Annotated in this window: 17 protein-coding genes and 1 pseudogene; 12 read left to right on the top strand and 6 right to left on the bottom strand. The window is 71.4% G+C overall.

The window, feature by feature from the left end:
• Positions 1 to 164: 164 nt before the first annotated feature.
• Positions 165 to 572, bottom strand: a complete 408-nt coding sequence (locus tag CBP52_RS09345) for a DUF3459 domain-containing protein (RefSeq protein ID WP_094180718.1) — start codon at positions 570 to 572, stop codon at positions 165 to 167.
• Between the two features lie 4 nt (positions 573 to 576).
• Between CBP52_RS09345 and CBP52_RS09340 the strand changes: the two genes are divergently transcribed.
• The 6 genes and pseudogenes from CBP52_RS09340 to CBP52_RS17905 all read left to right on the top strand — a co-directional run.
• Complete coding sequence (locus CBP52_RS09340) at positions 577 to 1,248, top strand: TNT domain-containing protein (protein ID WP_232514424.1); 672 nt, start codon at positions 577 to 579, stop codon at positions 1,246 to 1,248.
• A 732-nt stretch (positions 1,249 to 1,980) separates the two neighbouring features.
• A complete protein-coding gene (locus tag CBP52_RS09335; RefSeq protein WP_094180716.1) occupies positions 1,981 to 2,262 on the top strand; it encodes a hypothetical protein in 282 nt (93 codons plus the stop codon).
• Between the two features lie 135 nt (positions 2,263 to 2,397).
• Positions 2,398 to 2,685 carry a transposase gene (locus CBP52_RS18710; RefSeq protein WP_198303427.1) on the top strand — a complete coding sequence of 96 codons (288 nt, stop codon included), beginning with the start codon at positions 2,398 to 2,400 and terminating at the stop codon, positions 2,683 to 2,685.
• Positions 2,682 to 3,638 carry a DDE-type integrase/transposase/recombinase gene (locus tag CBP52_RS18705; protein ID WP_094180714.1) on the top strand — a complete coding sequence of 319 codons (957 nt, stop codon included), beginning with the start codon at positions 2,682 to 2,684 and terminating at the stop codon, positions 3,636 to 3,638. The genes CBP52_RS18710 and CBP52_RS18705 overlap by 4 nt, the downstream gene beginning before the upstream one ends.
• Positions 3,523 to 4,710 (top strand): IS30 family transposase, encoded by a 1,188-nt coding sequence (locus CBP52_RS09320; protein WP_369826348.1) that lies wholly within the window; start codon positions 3,523 to 3,525, stop codon positions 4,708 to 4,710. The genes CBP52_RS18705 and CBP52_RS09320 overlap by 116 nt, the downstream gene beginning before the upstream one ends.
• A pseudogene (locus tag CBP52_RS17905) lies at positions 4,646 to 5,009 on the top strand (IS3 family transposase); the annotation flags it as partial. The gene CBP52_RS09320 and the pseudogene CBP52_RS17905, both read left to right, overlap by 65 nt.
• Positions 5,010 to 5,137: 128 nt before the next feature.
• Here CBP52_RS17905 and CBP52_RS09310 read toward each other — a convergent pair.
• Both CBP52_RS09310 and CBP52_RS09305 read right to left on the bottom strand, forming a co-directional pair.
• Positions 5,138 to 5,371, bottom strand: coding sequence for a hypothetical protein (locus tag CBP52_RS09310; protein ID WP_198303426.1), 234 nt, complete (start codon positions 5,369 to 5,371; stop codon positions 5,138 to 5,140).
• 216 nt (positions 5,372 to 5,587) lie between these two features.
• Positions 5,588 to 6,328 (bottom strand): DUF6338 family protein, encoded by a 741-nt coding sequence (locus CBP52_RS09305; protein ID WP_369826347.1) that lies wholly within the window; start codon positions 6,326 to 6,328, stop codon positions 5,588 to 5,590.
• Between the two features lie 164 nt (positions 6,329 to 6,492).
• Here CBP52_RS09305 and truA point away from each other — a divergent pair, with 164 nt between their 5' ends.
• Both truA and CBP52_RS09295 read left to right on the top strand, forming a co-directional pair.
• The gene (gene truA / locus CBP52_RS09300) at positions 6,493 to 7,386 is read left to right on the top strand and encodes a tRNA pseudouridine(38-40) synthase TruA (protein ID WP_094180711.1); all 894 of its coding nucleotides are present in this window, start codon (positions 6,493 to 6,495) and stop codon (positions 7,384 to 7,386) included.
• Between the two features lie 39 nt (positions 7,387 to 7,425).
• Entirely contained in the window at positions 7,426 to 10,155 is a 2,730-nt protein-coding gene (locus CBP52_RS09295) for an HAD-IC family P-type ATPase (protein ID WP_094180710.1), read from the top strand.
• A 3-nt stretch (positions 10,156 to 10,158) separates the two neighbouring features.
• Here the strand turns inward: CBP52_RS09295 and CBP52_RS09290 are convergent, their stop codons facing one another.
• Positions 10,159 to 11,001 carry a CAP domain-containing protein gene (locus tag CBP52_RS09290; RefSeq protein ID WP_157732558.1) on the bottom strand — a complete coding sequence of 281 codons (843 nt, stop codon included), beginning with the start codon at positions 10,999 to 11,001 and terminating at the stop codon, positions 10,159 to 10,161.
• Between the two features lie 68 nt (positions 11,002 to 11,069).
• Positions 11,070 to 11,504: a DUF5709 domain-containing protein gene (locus CBP52_RS09285; protein ID WP_094180708.1), complete on the bottom strand. Its 435-nt coding sequence runs from the start codon at positions 11,502 to 11,504 to the stop codon at positions 11,070 to 11,072.
• An 84-nt stretch (positions 11,505 to 11,588) separates the two neighbouring features.
• Here CBP52_RS09285 and CBP52_RS09280 point away from each other — a divergent pair, with 84 nt between their 5' ends.
• Together CBP52_RS09280 and CBP52_RS09275 are read left to right on the top strand one after the other, a co-directional pair.
• On the top strand, positions 11,589 to 13,271 hold the full coding sequence (locus CBP52_RS09280; RefSeq protein WP_094180707.1) for an ABC-F family ATP-binding cassette domain-containing protein: 1,683 nt from the start codon (positions 11,589 to 11,591) through the stop codon (positions 13,269 to 13,271).
• 64 nt (positions 13,272 to 13,335) lie between these two features.
• Positions 13,336 to 14,880, top strand: coding sequence for a GIY-YIG nuclease family protein (locus tag CBP52_RS09275; RefSeq protein WP_094180706.1), 1,545 nt, complete (start codon positions 13,336 to 13,338; stop codon positions 14,878 to 14,880).
• 4 nt (positions 14,881 to 14,884) lie between these two features.
• Here CBP52_RS09275 and CBP52_RS09270 read toward each other — a convergent pair whose 3' ends face one another.
• A complete protein-coding gene (locus tag CBP52_RS09270) occupies positions 14,885 to 15,490 on the bottom strand; it encodes a LysE/ArgO family amino acid transporter (protein ID WP_094180705.1) in 606 nt (201 codons plus the stop codon).
• A gap of 71 nt (positions 15,491 to 15,561) precedes the next feature.
• Here CBP52_RS09270 and CBP52_RS09265 point away from each other — a divergent pair, with 71 nt between their 5' ends.
• The gene (locus CBP52_RS09265) at positions 15,562 to 16,455 is read left to right on the top strand and encodes a LysR family transcriptional regulator ArgP (protein WP_094180704.1); all 894 of its coding nucleotides are present in this window, start codon (positions 15,562 to 15,564) and stop codon (positions 16,453 to 16,455) included.
• Positions 16,456 to 17,119: 664 nt separating this feature from the next.
• On the top strand, positions 17,120 to 17,569 hold the full coding sequence (rplM, locus tag CBP52_RS09260; RefSeq protein ID WP_094180703.1) for a 50S ribosomal protein L13: 450 nt from the start codon (positions 17,120 to 17,122) through the stop codon (positions 17,567 to 17,569).
• Positions 17,570 to 17,572 lie beyond the last annotated feature (3 nt).

The raw sequence follows: 17,572 nt of genomic DNA, 5'->3' as shown, positions 1-17,572 counted from the left end.
TGAACTCGAGGTTCCCGGGCAGATCGACTGGGCCGACATCTTTGTCGCTCCGGACCTCCCTGGAGGCATTGCCCCGGCGGACGGCGAGTTGCTGCTACAAGGAGTCGTCGAGGGCGTTGACCAGGATGGAATTCTGACGCTGCGCATCGTGCATTCGATCGTTCTCATTGAGACTGTCGGTGAACCCCCCGTGGGTTTGGTGGGCACGCACGTCGCGGTGCTTGCTCGCCACACTGGGATCTATCCGACGGGTGTGTAGCGAGCGTGTCCGGGCCGTCGTAGCGGACGGTGTTCCATGCCGCGGCGACGACGAGCGGGACGTCGGGTTCGAGCGTGATCGCGCGCTCGTCGTCGTCGAGGTTGACCAGGATGCGTGCGTCGCCGCGGCGCAGGTCGAGCAGTCCGCGCCACGGGCCGGCGCTGTCGTCGGGGCCGGACCACATGAGGTCCGTCGCGGCCAGGTCGCCCGAGGCGAGGTCGGCGGACGAGCGGCGTAGCGCGACGAGCGTGCGGTACTGCTTCCAGCAGGCGGGCATGGTCGCCGTGCGGGGGACCGCGAACTGGTACAGCACGTGGTTGGAGGACTCCGACGGTCAGAGCATCATCGTCAACAGCCTGCAGTCGTGGGGCGCCGGATCAGCCGACGCCGTGCTGGGCGCGGTCGACCTCGTCACCCCAGGGACCATCGGGCGGTTCGGGAACCCGAACACCAACAGCATCTACGCGTACTCCGACGACATCGGACAGTGGGCCGGCCCCCAGATCCTGATCGGCGGGAACGCGGGCAACGCCGCCAAGGCGACCTCCTACGTCGGTAACCTGAGCGAGAAGGTACTCGCGGAGGCCGCCGCGTCACTCTCCGCCCGCGCAGCCGTCGAGACGGCCGCAAACACCGGCATCGCAGCGATTAAGGCGTCGGCGCGGGTTGCACCGTGGGCCGGAAACTCATTGAGTCGGCTGTCGTGCGAGGGCGAGACGATGTATCGGGTCTGGGGTGGTGGCGCGGACCAGGCCGGTTCGTGGTTGACCCCGATCAGGCCGGTCTCGTCGGTTGCGGCGCGGGAGGGTCTTGCACTCCCGGCTGAGAACGCGGCAACCTACGTCTCGCGGGTGACCCTCCCACCGGGCGTGCGCATGCAGGTGGGGACCGCGGCACCGGCCTTCGGTCAGCCTGGCGGATGGGCACAAGCCCAACTGCTGGAGCGCATCCCGCTCTCCAGTTTCGGGAAGGGAGAGATCCTCCCGTGAGTAGCCGGCTCTTCTTCTCGGTGAGTAGCGGGGTCCTCACGATCGCATCGGAAGGCGCGCGTGAGTTGTGGACCGGCATGCCGGACGGTATGCCGGTCCGAGATCTGCACGTAGCTCCGGATGGTCGTTCGGCGATTGCACTGCTAGACCCGCCAACTGGTGGAGGCCGAGTTCGGAATCTCGTGCGAGTCACGTCCTCTGGTGAGGTCGCATGGCGGGGTGAACTTCCCGAGGTCGGATCGGCGGATGCATTCGTCGGGGTGGACGTAGGCATCGAAGGAGTCCTCCTGGCAGCGACGTGGACCGGGTACCGCGTCCGCCTCGACCCGGTGACGGGACGATTGCTCAGCCAGGAGTTCACCAAGTGACTCTTCCATGGCACCGCGATCACCGTCTTAACCCACCGTCTCCCGGTCAAGGGAAGATCGGCCCACGCACAAACGTCACAAGAGTCCACGTTCCCCTAAACTTTGCGAGGTGAGCGCAGTGATCCTTTCGAAGGTCGCGGTGCTCAAGGCAACAGTGAATAGATCGGCGATCGACGGAGTCGCAGAGTTTCCACTCGCATTGATCCGCTGATTTTCGGAAACGGCGTGTACGCCGTTCAGCCTGGGTGGCAGAGCGACGTGTTTCATGCCGGGCTCATAGGGGTTACGCATGCATTCTGAATCGAAAGAGCTCTCGGTTCGACGGGCGCTGATTCGTTTCCTTCGGTCTGAAGAGGGTGGGCGGGTGAGCGCGCCGCTGTCTGGTGTTCGCTCGCAACTGGAACTCGGCGAGTTCCAGACCTCATGTGTCGTCGAGAGCGCTACGGGCATTTCGCATTTTGCGCTCGGCGAAGAGGTGCTTGTCGACATTCGAGTAATGCACCCTCAAATGCTCGGCGCGGCATTTGCTCAGCTCGAGAAGGTCGAGCTCTACGAGGGATCGAGGCTCGTCGCTTCCGGAAAGTTCGTTCGGGGGGCGCATGAGGTCCGCGCGAGCTTCCGCGGCTCATCGCAGTCGAGGGTGTAGTCGTGAAGCGCCGGTTTCGAGCAGGCTGCGGACGATGTAGTTGGTCAGGTTGCGGAACCCGAGGGCGGGTCTGCTGCACGGATAGGTGACACCTGACCTGCGGTGCCGTGAGGTGCCGCTGGAAGGATGTGCATCGTGCCCAGACCCTATCCCAAGGAGTTCCGCGACGACGTCGTGGCGATCGCCCGGCGCGGCGAAGCGCCGGTCTCGCAGATCGCGAAGGACTTCGGCATCTCCGACTCGTGCCTGCGCAACTGGATGCATGCCGCCGACGTCGAGGACGGCAACCGACCCGGCGTGACGACCAGCGAGTCGGTCGAGCTGCGCGAGCTGCGCCGCCGCAACCGGCTTCTCGAGCAGGAGGTCGAGGTGCTGCGCCGCGCCGCGGCGTACCTGTCCCAGGCGCATCTGCCGGGAAAATGATGTACCCGCTCGTGAAAGAGCTCGCCGGTCACGGGATTCCCGTCGCGGTGACGTGCCGGGTCCTCAAGCTCGCCCGCCAGCCCTACTACCGGTGGCTCGCCGCACCGGTGACCGCCCGCGACCTCGAGGAGGCGTATCTGGCGAACGTCCTGTTCGACGCCCACCGCGGCGACCCGGAGTTCGGGCACCGGCTGCTGGCCGACGAGGCCGCCGCGGCCGGCCTGGCAGCGTGTGACCGGCGGGTGTGGCGGATCTGCCGGGACAACCGGTGGTGGTCGGTGTTCGGCAAGGGCCGCGCCAAGAACGGCAAGAAGCCCGGGCCACCGGCCCACGACGACCTCGTGCGCCGCCAGTTCCGCGCCAACGCCCCGAACCGGTTGTGGCTGTGGGACATCACCGAGCACCCCACCGCCGAGGGCAAGCTGTACCTGTGCGCGATCAAAGACGTGTACTCGGGCCGGATCGTGGGGTACTCGATCAGCGACCGCATGAAGTCCCGGATCGCAGTCAACGCCCTGGCCGGCGCCGTACAACGCCGTCGTGACGTCGCCGGGTGCATCGTGCACTCCGATCGAGGCAGCCAGGGCGGACTCAACCGGTCGTCGCAACACCTCGTGATCACGGAGGTGTCAGGTGGTGCGACGGCAGCAGCAGGCGGACCGGGCGTTGCGACCGGCGATGCGTTCACCGGGGCGGCCGATTCCCGCTCGGCATGTGGAGCGGGAGTTCTGGCGGTTGATCGCGGCGGGCAAGAGTTCCGAGGAGGCCGCGGCCGGGGTTGGTGTGTCGTGGCCGGTCGGGTCGCGGTGGTTTCGTCACGCTGGCGGGATGGCGCCGTTGCCGCTGGCCGAGCCGACCGGCCGCTACCTGTCGTTCCACGAGCGCGAGGAGCTCGCACTTCTCAAAGCGCGCGGGCTTGGTGTTCGCGCGATCGCCCGCGAGCTGGGGCGTGATCCGGGGACGATCTCGCGGGAGCTGCGACGCAACGCGGCGACCCGGGGCGGCAAGCCCGAGTACCGGGCGACGGTCGCGCAGTGGAAGGCGCAGACCGCCGCCCGGCGCCCCAAGCCAGCCAAGCTCGTCATCAACGCTCGTCTGCAGGAGTACGTCCAGGTCCGGCTGAGCGGCCAGTTGCGCCGACCGGACGGGACGCTGGCGGCAGGGCCGGCGACGACCTGGAAGGGCCTGAACAAGCCGCACCGCAGCGACCGGCGGTGGGCGACGGCCTGGAGCCCGGAGCAGATCTCGCGGCGGCTGGTCATCGACTTCCCCGACGATGAGGACATGCGCATCAGCCACGAGGCGATCTACCAGGCGCTCTACATCCAGGGACGCGGGGCGCTGCAGCGCGAGCTGGTGGCCTGCCTGCGGACCGGCCGGGCGCTGCGCAAGCCCCGGGAGCGGGCCCGCAACAGGCCCCAGGGGCACGTCACGGCTGACGTCGTCCTGGCCGAGCGGCCCGCCGAGGCCGAGGACCGGGCAGTGCCCGGGCACTGGGAGGGCGACTTGATGATCGGGCTGAACCGGTCCGCGATCGGCACCGTCGTGGAACGCACGAGCCGCTACACCCTGCTGGTCCACCTGCCACGTCTCGAGGGCTACGGGACAGTCCCACCGGTCAAGAACGGGCCCGCGCTTGGCGGCTACGGCGCCATCGCGATGAAGGACGCCCTGACCGCGACGATGACCACGATGCCGTCCGAGCTGTTGCGGTCGTTGACTTGGGACCGCGGCAAGGAGCTGTCCGCCCACGCGCAGTTCACGATCGACACCGGGATCGCCGTCTACTTCGCCGACCCGCACTCACCCTGGCAGCGCGGCACGAACGAGAACACCAACGGGCTGCTGCGCCAGTACTTCCCCAAGGGCACCGACCTGTCCCGCTGGCCGGCCGAGGACCTCCTGGCCGTCCAGGCCGCGATCAACAGCAGACCCCGCAAGGTCCTCGGCTGGAGAACACCGGCCGAGGTCCTCGATGAGCAGCTACGGTCGCTCCAACGGGCAGGTGTTGCATCGACCGGTTGAACCCAGTCAGTTCCGCAGCAGGAAGGTGCTGCGCGAACTGACCCGCCACGACCTGGTCGGGTCCATGGGCCAGGTCGCCTCCGCCGGGGACAACGCCGCCATGGAGAGCTGTCTTCTCCCTGCTGCAGAAGAACGTCCTGGACCGACGACACTGGGCCACCCGCGCCGACCTACGCCTGGCGATCATCATCTGGATCGAACGGACCTACCACCGCCGACGACGCCAGGCCCGACTCGGTCGACTGACACCCATCGAGTACGAGACCATCAACACCCCTCAGGTCGCACTCGCCGCCTGAAACCGACTGTCACCTATCCGTGCAGCAGACCCGACGGCTGACACCGATCGAGTTCGAGACCATCATGACCACTCAGGTCGCACTCGCCGCCTGAGACCAGCTGTCACCAACTCGTGCACCAGCCCCCCTCACTGGGTCTTGCGTGCGGTCTCTCGACGCAGTTCGTCGGGTGCGTGCACGAGCATTGCCTTCATCGTCACCATGGCTGCAGGTCGGTGCTCGACGGCCTGGTCGTGGGCGATCTTCAGCTGCCGAATCATCTCTGCGGCACCGTCGGCGCTCTCGGGAGTGGCAGTCGCGAACCCGGCCAGAACGGCTCGTGCGGCGTTCTCGGCATCGAGAGTGTCGGACTTGCCGGCCAACCGTGTGCCGCGGGTCGCGGCACGGGTCCTTCAGGGCTGCGCGTTGAGCTTCTTCGCAGCGGTGGACGAGCCGGCGCTGCCGGGGGTGGTGTCTTGGGCGCTGTCGACGCGGGGAGCCGCGTGGCGACCGGTGTTGCGCCGCGCTGGCCCTCCTGGATGAGCATCCGCAGCGGGCGCGGGGAGCCGTCGGCCGCGCGTCGATGTGCGTGCGGTTCGCTAGTCACCACGGGTGGCTCCTCCAGTCGATGGTGCGGTGGCCGATTCGGCAGCCGCGTTGTCCGGGTCGACCCAGTCGATGATGTCACCAGGCTGCAACGCGTACCAGAAGCCGTCGCTTCCTGGTACCGCCCCGAGGAACTCGCCCGTCTCTGACATCCGCCACTGCTGCTCGACGTAGAGGTCGTGCGGCTCCGGGTAGGTGCTCACGAAGCTGTTCTCGCCGAACCAGCCGCCGACGAACTTGCCGGAGGCGGTCTCGATGCGCACGAACCGCCTCCCGAGGTTCGGCGCCGCAGCGTCCCACGCAGTAGGGATTCGGCTGAACGCGGGGACGACGCGGCCGACGTTCGCGGTCCACCACCCGGCTGCGGCCCGGCGCAGCGGACGCGCCCTGCGGATGGCCCAGCGGAGCGCGCCTGACGTCGGGCGGGTCCATCGGCTTCCCCGGTGAGCGATCCAGGCGACGAGCGCCGGGACGACCGCGCCGAGGACGAGTGCGTACGTCGCGGCGGCTCGCACGGAAGGCAAGCGACCGTCCGCGAGCGTGAATGCCTCGATCAGGGCCGCCCCGAAGACGGCCAGGTACACGAGGTCGAAGACGACTCCGGCGGCCAGGCCCTCACCGACCTTGAGCGTGGCGCTGATCGTGGATGCCCCGAGGCCGCGCGCCCTGTTGCGCACCGTCGCGTAGGTGATGCCGGGAAGCGCGACCAGGACCAGCACCATCACCTGTGTCACGGACGAGGGCAGGTCCACGCATCCTCCGAATGGTCGATCGTCGAGCACCCTGCCAGCGAGTCGGGCCCGCGACAAGAGCTTCAGGGCGGGCTGTGGACAACCGTGCGTGCGGGTCGTCACAGGTCCGGGGCGGAGGAGGTCGGCTGGGCCGGTAGCGTGGCGGCGTGAATGCCGTGCGCCTCCGTCTGGATCTCGCGTACGACGGGAGCGACTTCGCCGGGTGGGCGCGTCAGCCCGCGCTGCGGACCGTGCAGGGGACGCTCGAGGACGGGCTCGCGACGATCCTGCGCACGGGTCCGCGCGGGGTGCCCGCGCCTCGGCTGGTGGTCGCGGGGCGCACCGACGCCGGGGTGCACGCGCGTGGGCAGGTCGCGCACGTGGAGGTGGACAACCACGCGCTCGCTGCGGCACAGGGACGCAGCGAGCGTGACCCGCTCGACGCGGTGCTCACGCGGCTGGCAGGGGTGCTGCCGCCGGACCTCGTCGTGCGCCGCGTGACGCTCGCGCCGCCGGGGTTCGACGCACGGTTCTCGGCGCTGCGCCGCCGGTACTCCTACCGGGTGTGCGACGACGCGGCGGCGCGCGACCCGCTGACCCGCAGCCACGTGCTGTGGCACGCGCGCGCGCTGGACGTCGACGCGATGTGCGAGGCGGCAGCGGCGCTCGTCGGGCTGCACGACTTCGCGGCGTACTGCAAGCCGCGACCGGACGCGACGACCATCCGCACGCTCGAGCGCTTCGAGTGGACGCGACCGACGGAGGGTGCCGATGCCGGGCTCGTCGTCGCGACTGTGCAGGCCGACGCGTTCTGCCACTCGATGGTGCGCTCGCTCGTCGGCGCGAGCCTGGCCGTGGGGGAGGGGCGGCGCGCGGTGTCGTGGCCCGCGGAGGTTCTCGCGGCGCGGCGGCGTGACGCGGCGGCGCACGTGGTCGCCGCGCACGGGCTGACGCTCGAGGCCGTGCAGTACCCGGCCGACGACGAGCTCGAGGCTCGTGCCGAACAGACGCGCGCGCGTCGCGGCGAGCACGAGGTGCGCCCGGCGGCCGACTGCTGCTGAGCCGTGGCGCCCGGCCGGGCACCCGGCCAGGATGAGGCCATGACGGTCGCGCCGGAGCTCGCCGCCCACGCCGAGACACCCGATGCGGTGTTCACGACCCTCGCCAGCTCGCCCGACGGGCTCACCGAGGCGCAGGCGGCTCGCCGGCTCGCCGAGGTTGGCCCGAACCGGCTGCCCGAGCCGCCGCGCAAGAACGTCGTCCTGCGGTTCCTCGAGCACTTCGACGACGTGCTCATCTACATCCTGCTCGCCGCCGCGGTGCTCAAGGCGATCCTGGGTGACTGGGTCGACTTCGCGGTGATCCTCGCGGTGGCGGTCGCGAACGCGGTCGTCGGGTTCGTGCAGGAGGGGCGCGCGGACAAGGCGCTCGCGGGCATCGCGACGATGCTGTCGCTCGAGGCGGACGTGCGACGTGACGGCGAGTGGCGCTCGGTCGCGGCCGACGACCTGGTGCCGGGTGACGTGGTGCGCGTGCGGTCGGGCGACCGGGTGCCCGCGGACGCACGGCTCGTCGAGGCGACGACGCTGCAGGTCGAGGAGGCCGCGCTCACGGGCGAGTCGGTGCCGGCGAGCAAGGACGTGGAGCCGGTCGGCGCGGATGCGGGCGTGGGGGACCGGTCCTCGATGCTGTTCTCCGGCACGATCGTCACGGCCGGGCGCGGGGTCGCGGTCGTCACCGCGACCGCGGGTGCCACGGAGATCGGACGGATCCAGCAGCTCGTCGCGGAGGTCGACCACCTCGACACCCCGCTCACGCGCCAGCTCGCGCGGCTCGGGAAGCAGCTCAGCCTGCTGATCCTGCTCATGGCCGCCGCGATGCTCGTCATCGGCCGCGTGATCCACGACTTCGCGCTCGACGAGCTCGTGTCCGCGGCGATCGGGTTCGCGGTCGCCGCCGTCCCCGAGGGGCTGCCGGCGCTCGTCACCGTGACGCTCGCGCTGGGTGTGCAGCAGATGGCGAGGCGCCACGCGATCACCCGCAAGCTCACGTCCGTGGAGGGCCTCGGGTCCGTCACGACGATCTGCTCCGACAAGACCGGCACGCTCACGCGCAACGAGATGACGGTGCGCACCGTCGTCACGCCCGAGGCGACGTACGACGTCGAGGGCCTCGGGTACGAGCCCGTGGGTGCGGTGCGCCTGCACGACGACGACGGGCCACGTGACCTGGTCGAGCTCGACGCCCGGGCGGACCTCGCCGCGCTCGTCGGCGCCGGGGTCCGGTGCAACGACGCGCGCGCCGTGCAGACCGACGGGCGCTGGGGGATCGTCGGGCAGCCCACCGAGGGCGCGGTCGTCGTGCTGGGCGACAAGCTCGGCTACGCGCCCGCGGGACAGCGGCTCGCGCAGGTGCCGTTCGAGTCGTCGACGAAGTTCGCCGCGACGCTCGACGAACTCGGCGACGGCACGCGTGCGGTGCACGTCCTCGGTGCACCCGACCGGCTGCTCGACCGCTGCACCACGCAGCGCGACGACTACGGCTCGGCGCCCCTGGACACCGCGTACTGGGAACGGCAGATCGACGAGCTCGGCGCGCAGGGGCTGCGCGTACTCGCCGCCGCGCGGCGCGACGCGACGGACGAGACCGCGCTGGCCGGCGACGACGTCGGCACCGAGCTCGAGCTGCTGGGGCTGTTCGGGATCGTGGACCCGCCGCGGCCCGAGGCGGTCGCGGCGATCGCCGACTGCCACCGCGCGGGCATCCGGGTCAAGATGATCACGGGCGACCACGCGGGCACCGCGCTCGCGATCGCGCGTGAGCTCGGCATCGTCGGCGGCCACGTGGCAGGCGAGGCTGGTGAGCCGAACGACGACGCCGAGGTCATCACGGGCGCCGAGCTCGAGGCGATGTCCAACGAGCAGCTGCGTCAGCGTGTGCGCGGGGTCGACGTGTTCGCGCGCACGTCGCCCGAGCACAAGATCCGCATCGTGCGCGCGCTGCAGTCGCACCGCGAGGTCGTCGCGATGACGGGCGACGGCGTCAACGACGCGCCCGCCCTCACGCGCGCCGACGTCGGCATCGCGATGGGCATCAAGGGCACCGAGGCCACCAAGGAGGCCGCGGACATCGTCCTCGCCGACGACAACTTCGCGACCATCGAACGCGCGGTCGAGGAGGGGCGGCGGATCTACGACAACATCCGCAAGTCCGTGGCGTTCCTGCTGCCGACCAACGGCGCGCAGTCGCTCGTCATCCTCGTCGCGGTGCTCGCCGGGCTCGCGCTGCCGCTCACGCCCGTGCAGATCCTGTGGGTCAACCTCATCACCGCGGTGACGCTGTCGCTCGCGCTCGCGGGTGAGCCCGCCGAGCCGGACATCATGACCCGCCCGCCGCGCTCGCCCGACGCGCACGTCATCACCGCGCGCTCGCTCACCCTGATCCTCGTGGCGTCCGCCGTGATCGGTGCGGCCACGCTCGCGGTGTTCCTCGTCGAGAAGGACCAGCTGGGGGTGTCCGACGAGTACGCCCAGACCTCCGCGGTCCTCATGCTCGCGCTGGGCCAGCTCGCCTACCTGCTCAACTGCCGGTTCCTGGGCTCGACGAGCCTCACGTGGCGCGTGCTCGTCGGGAACCGGCTCGTGTGGCTCGCGGCCGGCGCCCTGCTGCTGCTGCAACTCGTGTTCACGTACGCGCCGTTCATGCACGACTGGTTCGGCTCGACCGCGATCGGCGCGCGCGAGTGGGGCATCACCGCGCTCGGCGCCGTGGTGGTGTTTCTCGTGATCGAGGTGGCCAAGGCGCTGACGCGCCGGACGCTGCGGGACTGACGCTCAGGCCAGGAACACCTGCGCGCACAGCGGTCCGCGGTCGGTGTCCGCGCACCCGACGCCGATCGACGTGAAATCGCCCAGCAGGTTGGCGCGGTGCCCGGGTGAGTCGAGCCAGCCGTCGACGGTCGCGCGCGCCGTGGGGTAGCCGAGCGCGAGGTTCTCGCCGACGGAACGCGCGTCGCACGCCTGGAGCACGGGCTCGAGCGGGTCGTGCTCGAAGCGGTCCTCCGCGGCGAGCACGGCGGCGCGGTCGGCCGCCTGGTCCGTCGCGCACGTCGACACCTCGAGGGGGTCCAGCCCGGCGTCGCGCCGCGCCTCGTTGGTGAGGGCGACGACCTCGTCGGCGGGCGTGGGTGCGGCGTCCGGCGGAGCGGACGAGGGAGCCGCCGAGGAGGGGGCGCTCGTCGCGCGCGGGGACGAGGGGCGCCCGGAGGGGGACGGAGCCGTGCGCTCGTCCTGCCCGGGCCGCGTCGTCGTCGCCGTCGTGGGTGCGGGCGGGGTCGTCGTGGTGGGTGCGGCCGAGGCGCTCCGCTGCGCCGAACGGCTCGCGGGTTCGCGCACGCCGTCGCGCGGGTCGGCGGTCGGGGTCGTCGGCCCGGCGGGGACCTCGACGACCGGGCCCGCCGCCTCGTGCGCGTCCGGGGCGAGCACCGCCGGGACGACGAGCGCGAGCGCCCCGAGCACGACGAGGGCCAGTGCGGCGTGCGACAGGCGGCGCCGACGCTGCCGCCGTGCCTGCCGCCGGGCGGAAAGTCGGCGCAGGTCACGGCGACGCGGGTCGCGTCGCACGGCGGGGTCGGGACGCGTGGCGCGACGTCCGGGGGAGGGCGGGGGAACCGGCACGAACCGGACGTTATCGGATCGTGACCTTGCCGGGGAGGGTCGGCGGCGCGGTACGCCCGATCGAGCGCTCAGTCCTCGTCGCGGTACGCCTCGTCGACGTAGACCTCCTCGACCACGTGCACCGCGGCCTCCTCGGCGCTCGCGGCGCCTCCCGCGACGCCCGAGTCGACCGCGAACGCGTCCGTGCCCCCGGCCGCGACCGCGTCGTCGTCCTCCACGAGGCGACCCGCGCGGTTCTCCTCACGGTCACCGGTGACCCGCGGCGCCTGCTCCCAGATCTCGGGCTCCTCCTGCGTGACGCGCTGGTCGATCGTCTCGCGGTGCTTCTCCTCCCACGCCGTCTCGCCGTAGTGCGAGCGGTTGTCCCGCTCGGGCGGGGAGTAGCCCTCGTCGAGCAGGTCGTCGACGCCGCGGTCGATCAGCGTGTCCTCGCGAGGGAGCTGGTCGGTGTCACCCTCCGAGCCGAGGGCAGGGTCGGTGCTGCTGGCAGGTGTCTCGCTCATGAGTCGACCTTCGCACCGCCGCCGGGCGCCCGCCACCGGCAATGGCTTTGGCCGGCGGGCGGGTCGCACCGCACACTGGCGGGCATGGGACACCTCGACGTCATGGGTGTCGGGTACGTGCTGCCCGACGGGCGGCCGCTGCTGGACGACGTGACGTTCCGGGTGGGCGACGGCGCGCGCGTCGCGCTCGTCGGCCCCAACGGCGTCGGCAAGTCCACGCTCCTGCGGATCGTCACGGGCGACGAGCAGCCGCACGCGGGCTCGGTCGCGCGCTCCGGCGGGCTGGGCGTCATGCGTCAGGACGTGGGGCGCATCGACGACGACCGCAGCGTCCGTGACCTGCTCGCGTCGTTGGCCACCGCCGCGGTGCGGGACGCGGCCGCCGAGCTCGCCGCCGCCGAGCTCGCGATGATGCAGGTCGACGACGAGCCCGCCCAGCTGCGGTACGCGCAGGCGCTCGTCGACTGGGCGGACGTCGGCGGCTACGAGGCGGAGGCCGGCTGGGACCAGGTGACCGACGCGGTGCTGTCCGTGCCGTTCGAGCGCGCGCAGTACCGCGAGGTCCGCACGCTGTCCGGCGGCGAGCAGAAGCGGCTCGTCCTCGAGGCGCTGCTGCGCGGTCCCGACGAGGTGCTGCTGCTCGACGAGCCAGACAACGCGCTCGACGTGCCCACCAAGCGCTGGCTCGAGGAGCGCCTCGTCGCCGCGGGCAAGACCGTGCTGCTGGTCAGCCACGACCGCGAGATGCTCTCGCGCGTGGCGACCCACGTCGCGACGCTCGAGCCCTCGCCCGCAGGTGCCTCGGTCTGGGTGCACGGCGGGAGCTTCACGACCTACCACGAGGCGCGTGAGGAGCGCATGAGCCGGGCCGACGAGCTGCTGCGGCGCTGGGAGGAGGAGCACGCCAAGCTCCGCACGCTCGTCACGACGCTCAAGCAGAAGGCCGCCTACAACGACGGCATGTCGTCGCGCTACCAGGCCGCGCAGACGCGCCTGCGCAAGTTCGAGGAGGCCGGGCCGCCGGCCGTGCGCGTGCGTGAGCAGTCGGTGACGATGCGGCTGCGCGGCGGGCGCACCGCCAAGCGCGCCGTGGTCGCGCGGCACCTCGAGCTCACGGGGCTGATGGAGCCGTTCGACCTCGAGGTCTTCTACGGCGAGCGGGTCGCGGTGCTCGGCTCCAACGGGTCGGGCAAGTCCCACTTCCTGCGTCTGCTCGCGCGCGGCGGCTCCGACCCCGGGCCCGAGCACGAGCCGGCCGACGACGCCGTGGTCGAGCCGGTCGCGCACACCGGCACGGTGGTGCTCGGCTCGCGCGTGCGGCCCGGCTGGTTCGCGCAGAACCGCACGCACCTCGACCTCGAGGGGCGCACGCTGCTCGACATCCTGCACCGCGGCGACGGCCGACGCGCCGGGCTCGGCCGTGAGCAGGCGAGCCGCGCGCTCGACCGCTACGAGCTCGTCGCGCAGGCCGAGCAGCGCTACGAGACGCTGTCCGGCGGTCAGCAGGCGCGGTTCCAGATCCTGCTCCTCGAGCTCGGCGGCGCGACGCTCCTGCTCCTCGACGAGCCGACCGACAACCTCGACCTGCACTCGGCCGAGGCGCTGGAGGACGGGCTCGCCGCGTTCGACGGCACGGTCCTCGCGGTGACCCACGACCGCTGGTTCACCCGCACGTTCGACCGCTACCTGGTGTTCGGCGCGGACGGCCGCGTGCGCGAGACACCGACCGCCGTGTGGGACGAGGGGCGCGTCGATAGGGTTCGGTGAACATGTCGCGGAGCGACATGACTCGGGCGCCGATTCGCACGGGGGCGTACAGCCGGGAGGGCGCATGTGTCGTGAGGGCGGGGACGAGCACGTCTCGAGGAACGGCTCTGAGATGGCCGCAGGAGGGTGGCGCAACCGCTACGCGGGTTCCTGGCTGATCGCGGCTGAACTCGTCCGTCGCGGTGGCCGAGAGGTCTTCTGGGACGACCACCCCCAGGGTGTCGCATACGACAACCTCCACGTCCAGCTCGTTGACCCCTCGGAGGCGGAGGTCTCGATGAATCGCGGCGGCGCGTTGCATCTCTGGCCCGATCACCCGGGGTGGATGCAGTGGGACGAGGCGTTCGAGATCGAGTCCGGGCAGCTCGCGGACCGGATGCTGGCAGGCCTCGGGTTGGCTCTGCCCTCGCGGGAGCTTTCGCTGCGCGCAGTGACGTATTCCGCGATCGCGAGCATTCTCACTGCGCTCTCGACCGACGGTGCCTGGGACGCCCGTCCGTGGGAGCAGCGGTCGGAGACCGACGAGCGTGGGTTCGAGCACGCGTCGCGGCATCTGATGCAGATGGGGCGGGCCGGGGTGACGGTGCGGTCCTGGAAGGTGGTCAGGGTCCCACGGAGCGGGTCGTCCTTCGGTCGTCCGGTTGTGGTGCTCACCGATGACGGGCGACTGTTCCTCCCGGACGGTCGGACGTCGGTCGACCTTCGTAACCTCCCGATGGGACCAAGCGCTGACCGAGAGGCGGTCGTCGGCTTGCAGCACGATACGGCTGGCTCCCGGCCCGACGTGGCTGAGCCAGCGGCACCAGTTCGCGAGTTCAGCACCTTGGCCCAGGAGGCGATGCGCTACTACGTGTACCTACTCCGGGACAGCCGGGACGGCACGGTCTTCTACGTGGGCAAAGGGATCGGGAACAGGGCCTTCGACCATGCGCGGGACGCTCTCGGTGGCGACGCGGCGCCGAGCGACAAGCTGGACCGAATCCGTTCGATCCTCGCTTCAGACGGGCACGTCCAGGTGGAGGTAGTCCGGCACGGAATCGAGAGCGAGAAGCACGCCTTCGTCGTCGAAGCGAGCGTGATCGACGCCCTGCGTGCTGTTGGGCACCCCCTGACGAACAAGGTCCTGGGTCACGATGTCGCTCTGCGCGGTTGGGCGAACGCCGAGGTCGTGAACTCGATCTACGACGCAGCGCCTCTGGGCGAGACGAAGGAGAGCCTCGTCCTTCTCAAGATCCCGCGCCTCTGGACGCCGGCGATGCCCAGCGGCGAGCTCTACGAGGCGACCAGGGGCTGGTGGGTCATGTCCGGAACGACAGCCGGGCGCGCCCGCACCGCGCTCGCGGTGTCGAAGGGTGTCGTCCGGGCCGCCTACGAGGTCGCGTACTGGCGGGAGCGTGTGGAGGGTGACCGTGACTACATACCGTTGGGGAAGCCTCGACTGGGCTTCTTCGGCAAGGCGATCGACCGCCCCGACATCGTGAACAAGAGCGTCAAGCACCTCAAGGGGCAGAACCCGGTGATGTACCTGAACTGCGGACCGGAGCAGCAGCAAGCCGTACCCGTATACCGCGGGGAGATTGCCCGGAAGGCGGCCGCGTCGGAGGCCTGAGGCGTCACGCGACGACGAGCGTGACCGCGAGCGTCGCCATGACGGCGGCGACGACGAGGTCGAGCACCTGCCACGCGCGCGGGCGGGCGAACAGCGGCGCGAGCCGCGTGGCCCCGAAGCCCAGCGCGCTGAACCAGCTCGCGCTCGCGAGCACCACGCCCACGCCGAACCCCCACGGGTGCGGCCGGGTGTGCGCGAGCGAGCCGAGCAGCACCACCGTGTCCAGGTAGACGTGCGGGTTGAGGAACGTCAGGGCCAGGCACGTCGTCACGACGCTGCGCCTCGAGGCGGGCCCGGCCGCGGCGGGGTCGAGACGCTCGGGGTGGCGCGCGCGGCGGACCGCCGCGACGGCGAGCCAGGCCAGGAACGCGGCGCCGAACCACCGCACGCCCGTGAGCGCGGCGGGATGCGCCGCGACCAGCGGTCCCAGCCCCGCGATGCCCGCCGCGGTGAGGACGAGGTCCCCCGCGGTGCACAGCGCGACGACGACCGCCACGTGCTCACGCCGGATGCCCTGGCGCAGCACGAACGCGTTCTGCGCCCCGATCGCGACGATCAGGCCGAGGCACGCGAGGAAGCCGGCCGCGAGGGCACCGAGGGCAGGAGGCACGACGAGGACGCTAGGAGACCCGCTGACTGGGAGTCCATCTCAGGTTTCTGAGGGAGCATTAGCCTGGCTTCATGAACCTCGACGCCGAGCAGCTCCGAGCACTCGCCGCCGTGCTCGAGGAGGGCACGTTCGAGGCCGCCGCCGCCCGGCTGCACGTGACCCCGTCGGCCGTGAGCCAGCGCGTGCGTGCGCTCGAGCAGCGGGTCGGGCAGGTGCTCGTCGTGCGCTCGCGGCCCTGCCGTGCGACCGAGCCCGGCGCCGTGCTCGCGCGCCTCGCCGGCCAGGTCGCCCTCCTCGAGCGGGACGCGGCGGCCGAGCTCGCGGGGGCTGGCCACGACGAGGCCGGTGGTGCGCCCACGCGCCTCGCCGTCGCGGTGAACGCCGACTCGCTGTCGAGCTGGTTCCCCGCCGCGCTCGTCGGCCTGCCGGAGGGTGTCGTCGTCGACCTGCGGCGCGAGGACCAGGACCGCACGGCCGAGCTGCTGCGCGACGGGACCGTCACCGCGGCCGTCACCGCCCAGGCGCACGCGGTCCAGGGCTGCCGCGTCCGGCCGCTCGGGGCCATGCGGTACCTCGGGCTCGTCGCACCCGCGGTGCGCGACCGCTGGTTCCCCGACGGTGTGACGGCCGCGGCGCTCGAGCGCGCACCGGTGCTCGCGTTCAACCGCGCGGACACGCTGCAGCACCGGTTCGCCGCCGCGCTCGTCGGGCGGGACGTCGCGCCGCCCGTGCACCACGTGCCGTCGAACACCGCGTTCCTCGAGCTGCTCGCCGCGGGGCTCGGCTGGGGGATGGCGTCCGAGGCGGCGGCCGCCGACGCCCTCGCGACCGGCGCGCTCGTGGACGTCGCTCCCGGTCGGTGGCTCGACGTCCCGCTGTACTGGCAGCACTGGTCCCTGCGCACCCCGACCCTCGACGACCTCACGGCCCGGGTCGTCCGCGCCGCGTCCACGTCCCTGCGCTGACCCCACCGACCACCCACCGACCACCCGCCGCCCACCCGCCGCCCACCCGCTGCCCACCCGCCGACCACCCGCCGCACCCACCGCCGCCCCCAGCTCCCGTCGAGCACCCTCCGTCGACCCCGTGGTTGTTCCGGTTCTCGTCGTCCGTTCCCGGAGCAACGACGGTCTCGTCGAGGGGATGACGGTCGACCCCGTGGTTGCTCCGGGTCTCCGCCCTGACAGCCGGAGCGATGGCGGTGTGGCGTGGTGGTGCGTCGACCCTGTGGTTGTTCCGGTTCTCGTCCGCCGTTCCCGGAGCAACGACGGTCTCGTCGGTGGGACGTCGGCCGACCCAGTGTTTGCTCCGGGTCTCGGCTCCGAGAGCCGGAGCGATGGCGGGGTCGGGGGGTGTGGGGGCGAGGGGGCAGGGTGTCGGGGGAGGGTGTCGGGGGGAGGGTGTGACGGACGTGGTTTTGACCCGTGTTCTCCGGCCCAGGTAGTCTGTTGAGTCGTTGTGCGTCCCTGTCGTGCGCCCGTGGCTTCTCACCACGCGGAGGCGATGGTAGGTCGGTGCGTTCCCACTCGCCGGTCGCGGATGCGCCACCGACAGCATCGACCGCCCCGCCGCGCCCGCGCGCGGATGGACGGTCGCCACACGACGCAACACGAGACAAAGGCAACGACCGTGCGTACGTACACCCCGAAGCCGGGCGAGATCGAGCGGAACTGGTACGTCATCGACGCGACCGACGTCGTCCTCGGCCGTCTGGCCACCCACGTGGCCACGCTGCTGCGCGGCAAGCACAAGGCCACCTTCGCCCCGCACGTCGACGGCGGTGACTTCGTCATCGTCATCAACGCGGACAAGGTCGCCCTGACCGGCAACAAGCGCGAGGCCAAGCTCGCGTACCGCCACTCCGGCTACCCGGGCGGCCTGCGTGCCACCCCGTACTCGGAGCTCCTGGCCAAGCACCCCGAGCGTGCGATCGAGAAGGCTGTGCGGGGCATGCTCCCCAAGAGCTCGCTCGGCCGTCAGCAGCTCGGCAAGCTCAAGGTCTACGCGGGTGCCGAGCACCCGCACCAGGCGCAGCAGCCGAAGCCGTTCGAGATCACCCAGGTCGCGCAGCAGGCCTGACGG

Source organism: Cellulomonas sp. PSBB021 (genome assembly GCF_002240455.1).
Classification (GTDB): domain Bacteria; phylum Actinomycetota; class Actinomycetes; order Actinomycetales; family Cellulomonadaceae; genus Cellulomonas; species Cellulomonas uda.
This window is presented reverse-complemented; position numbering and strand designations above follow the sequence as displayed.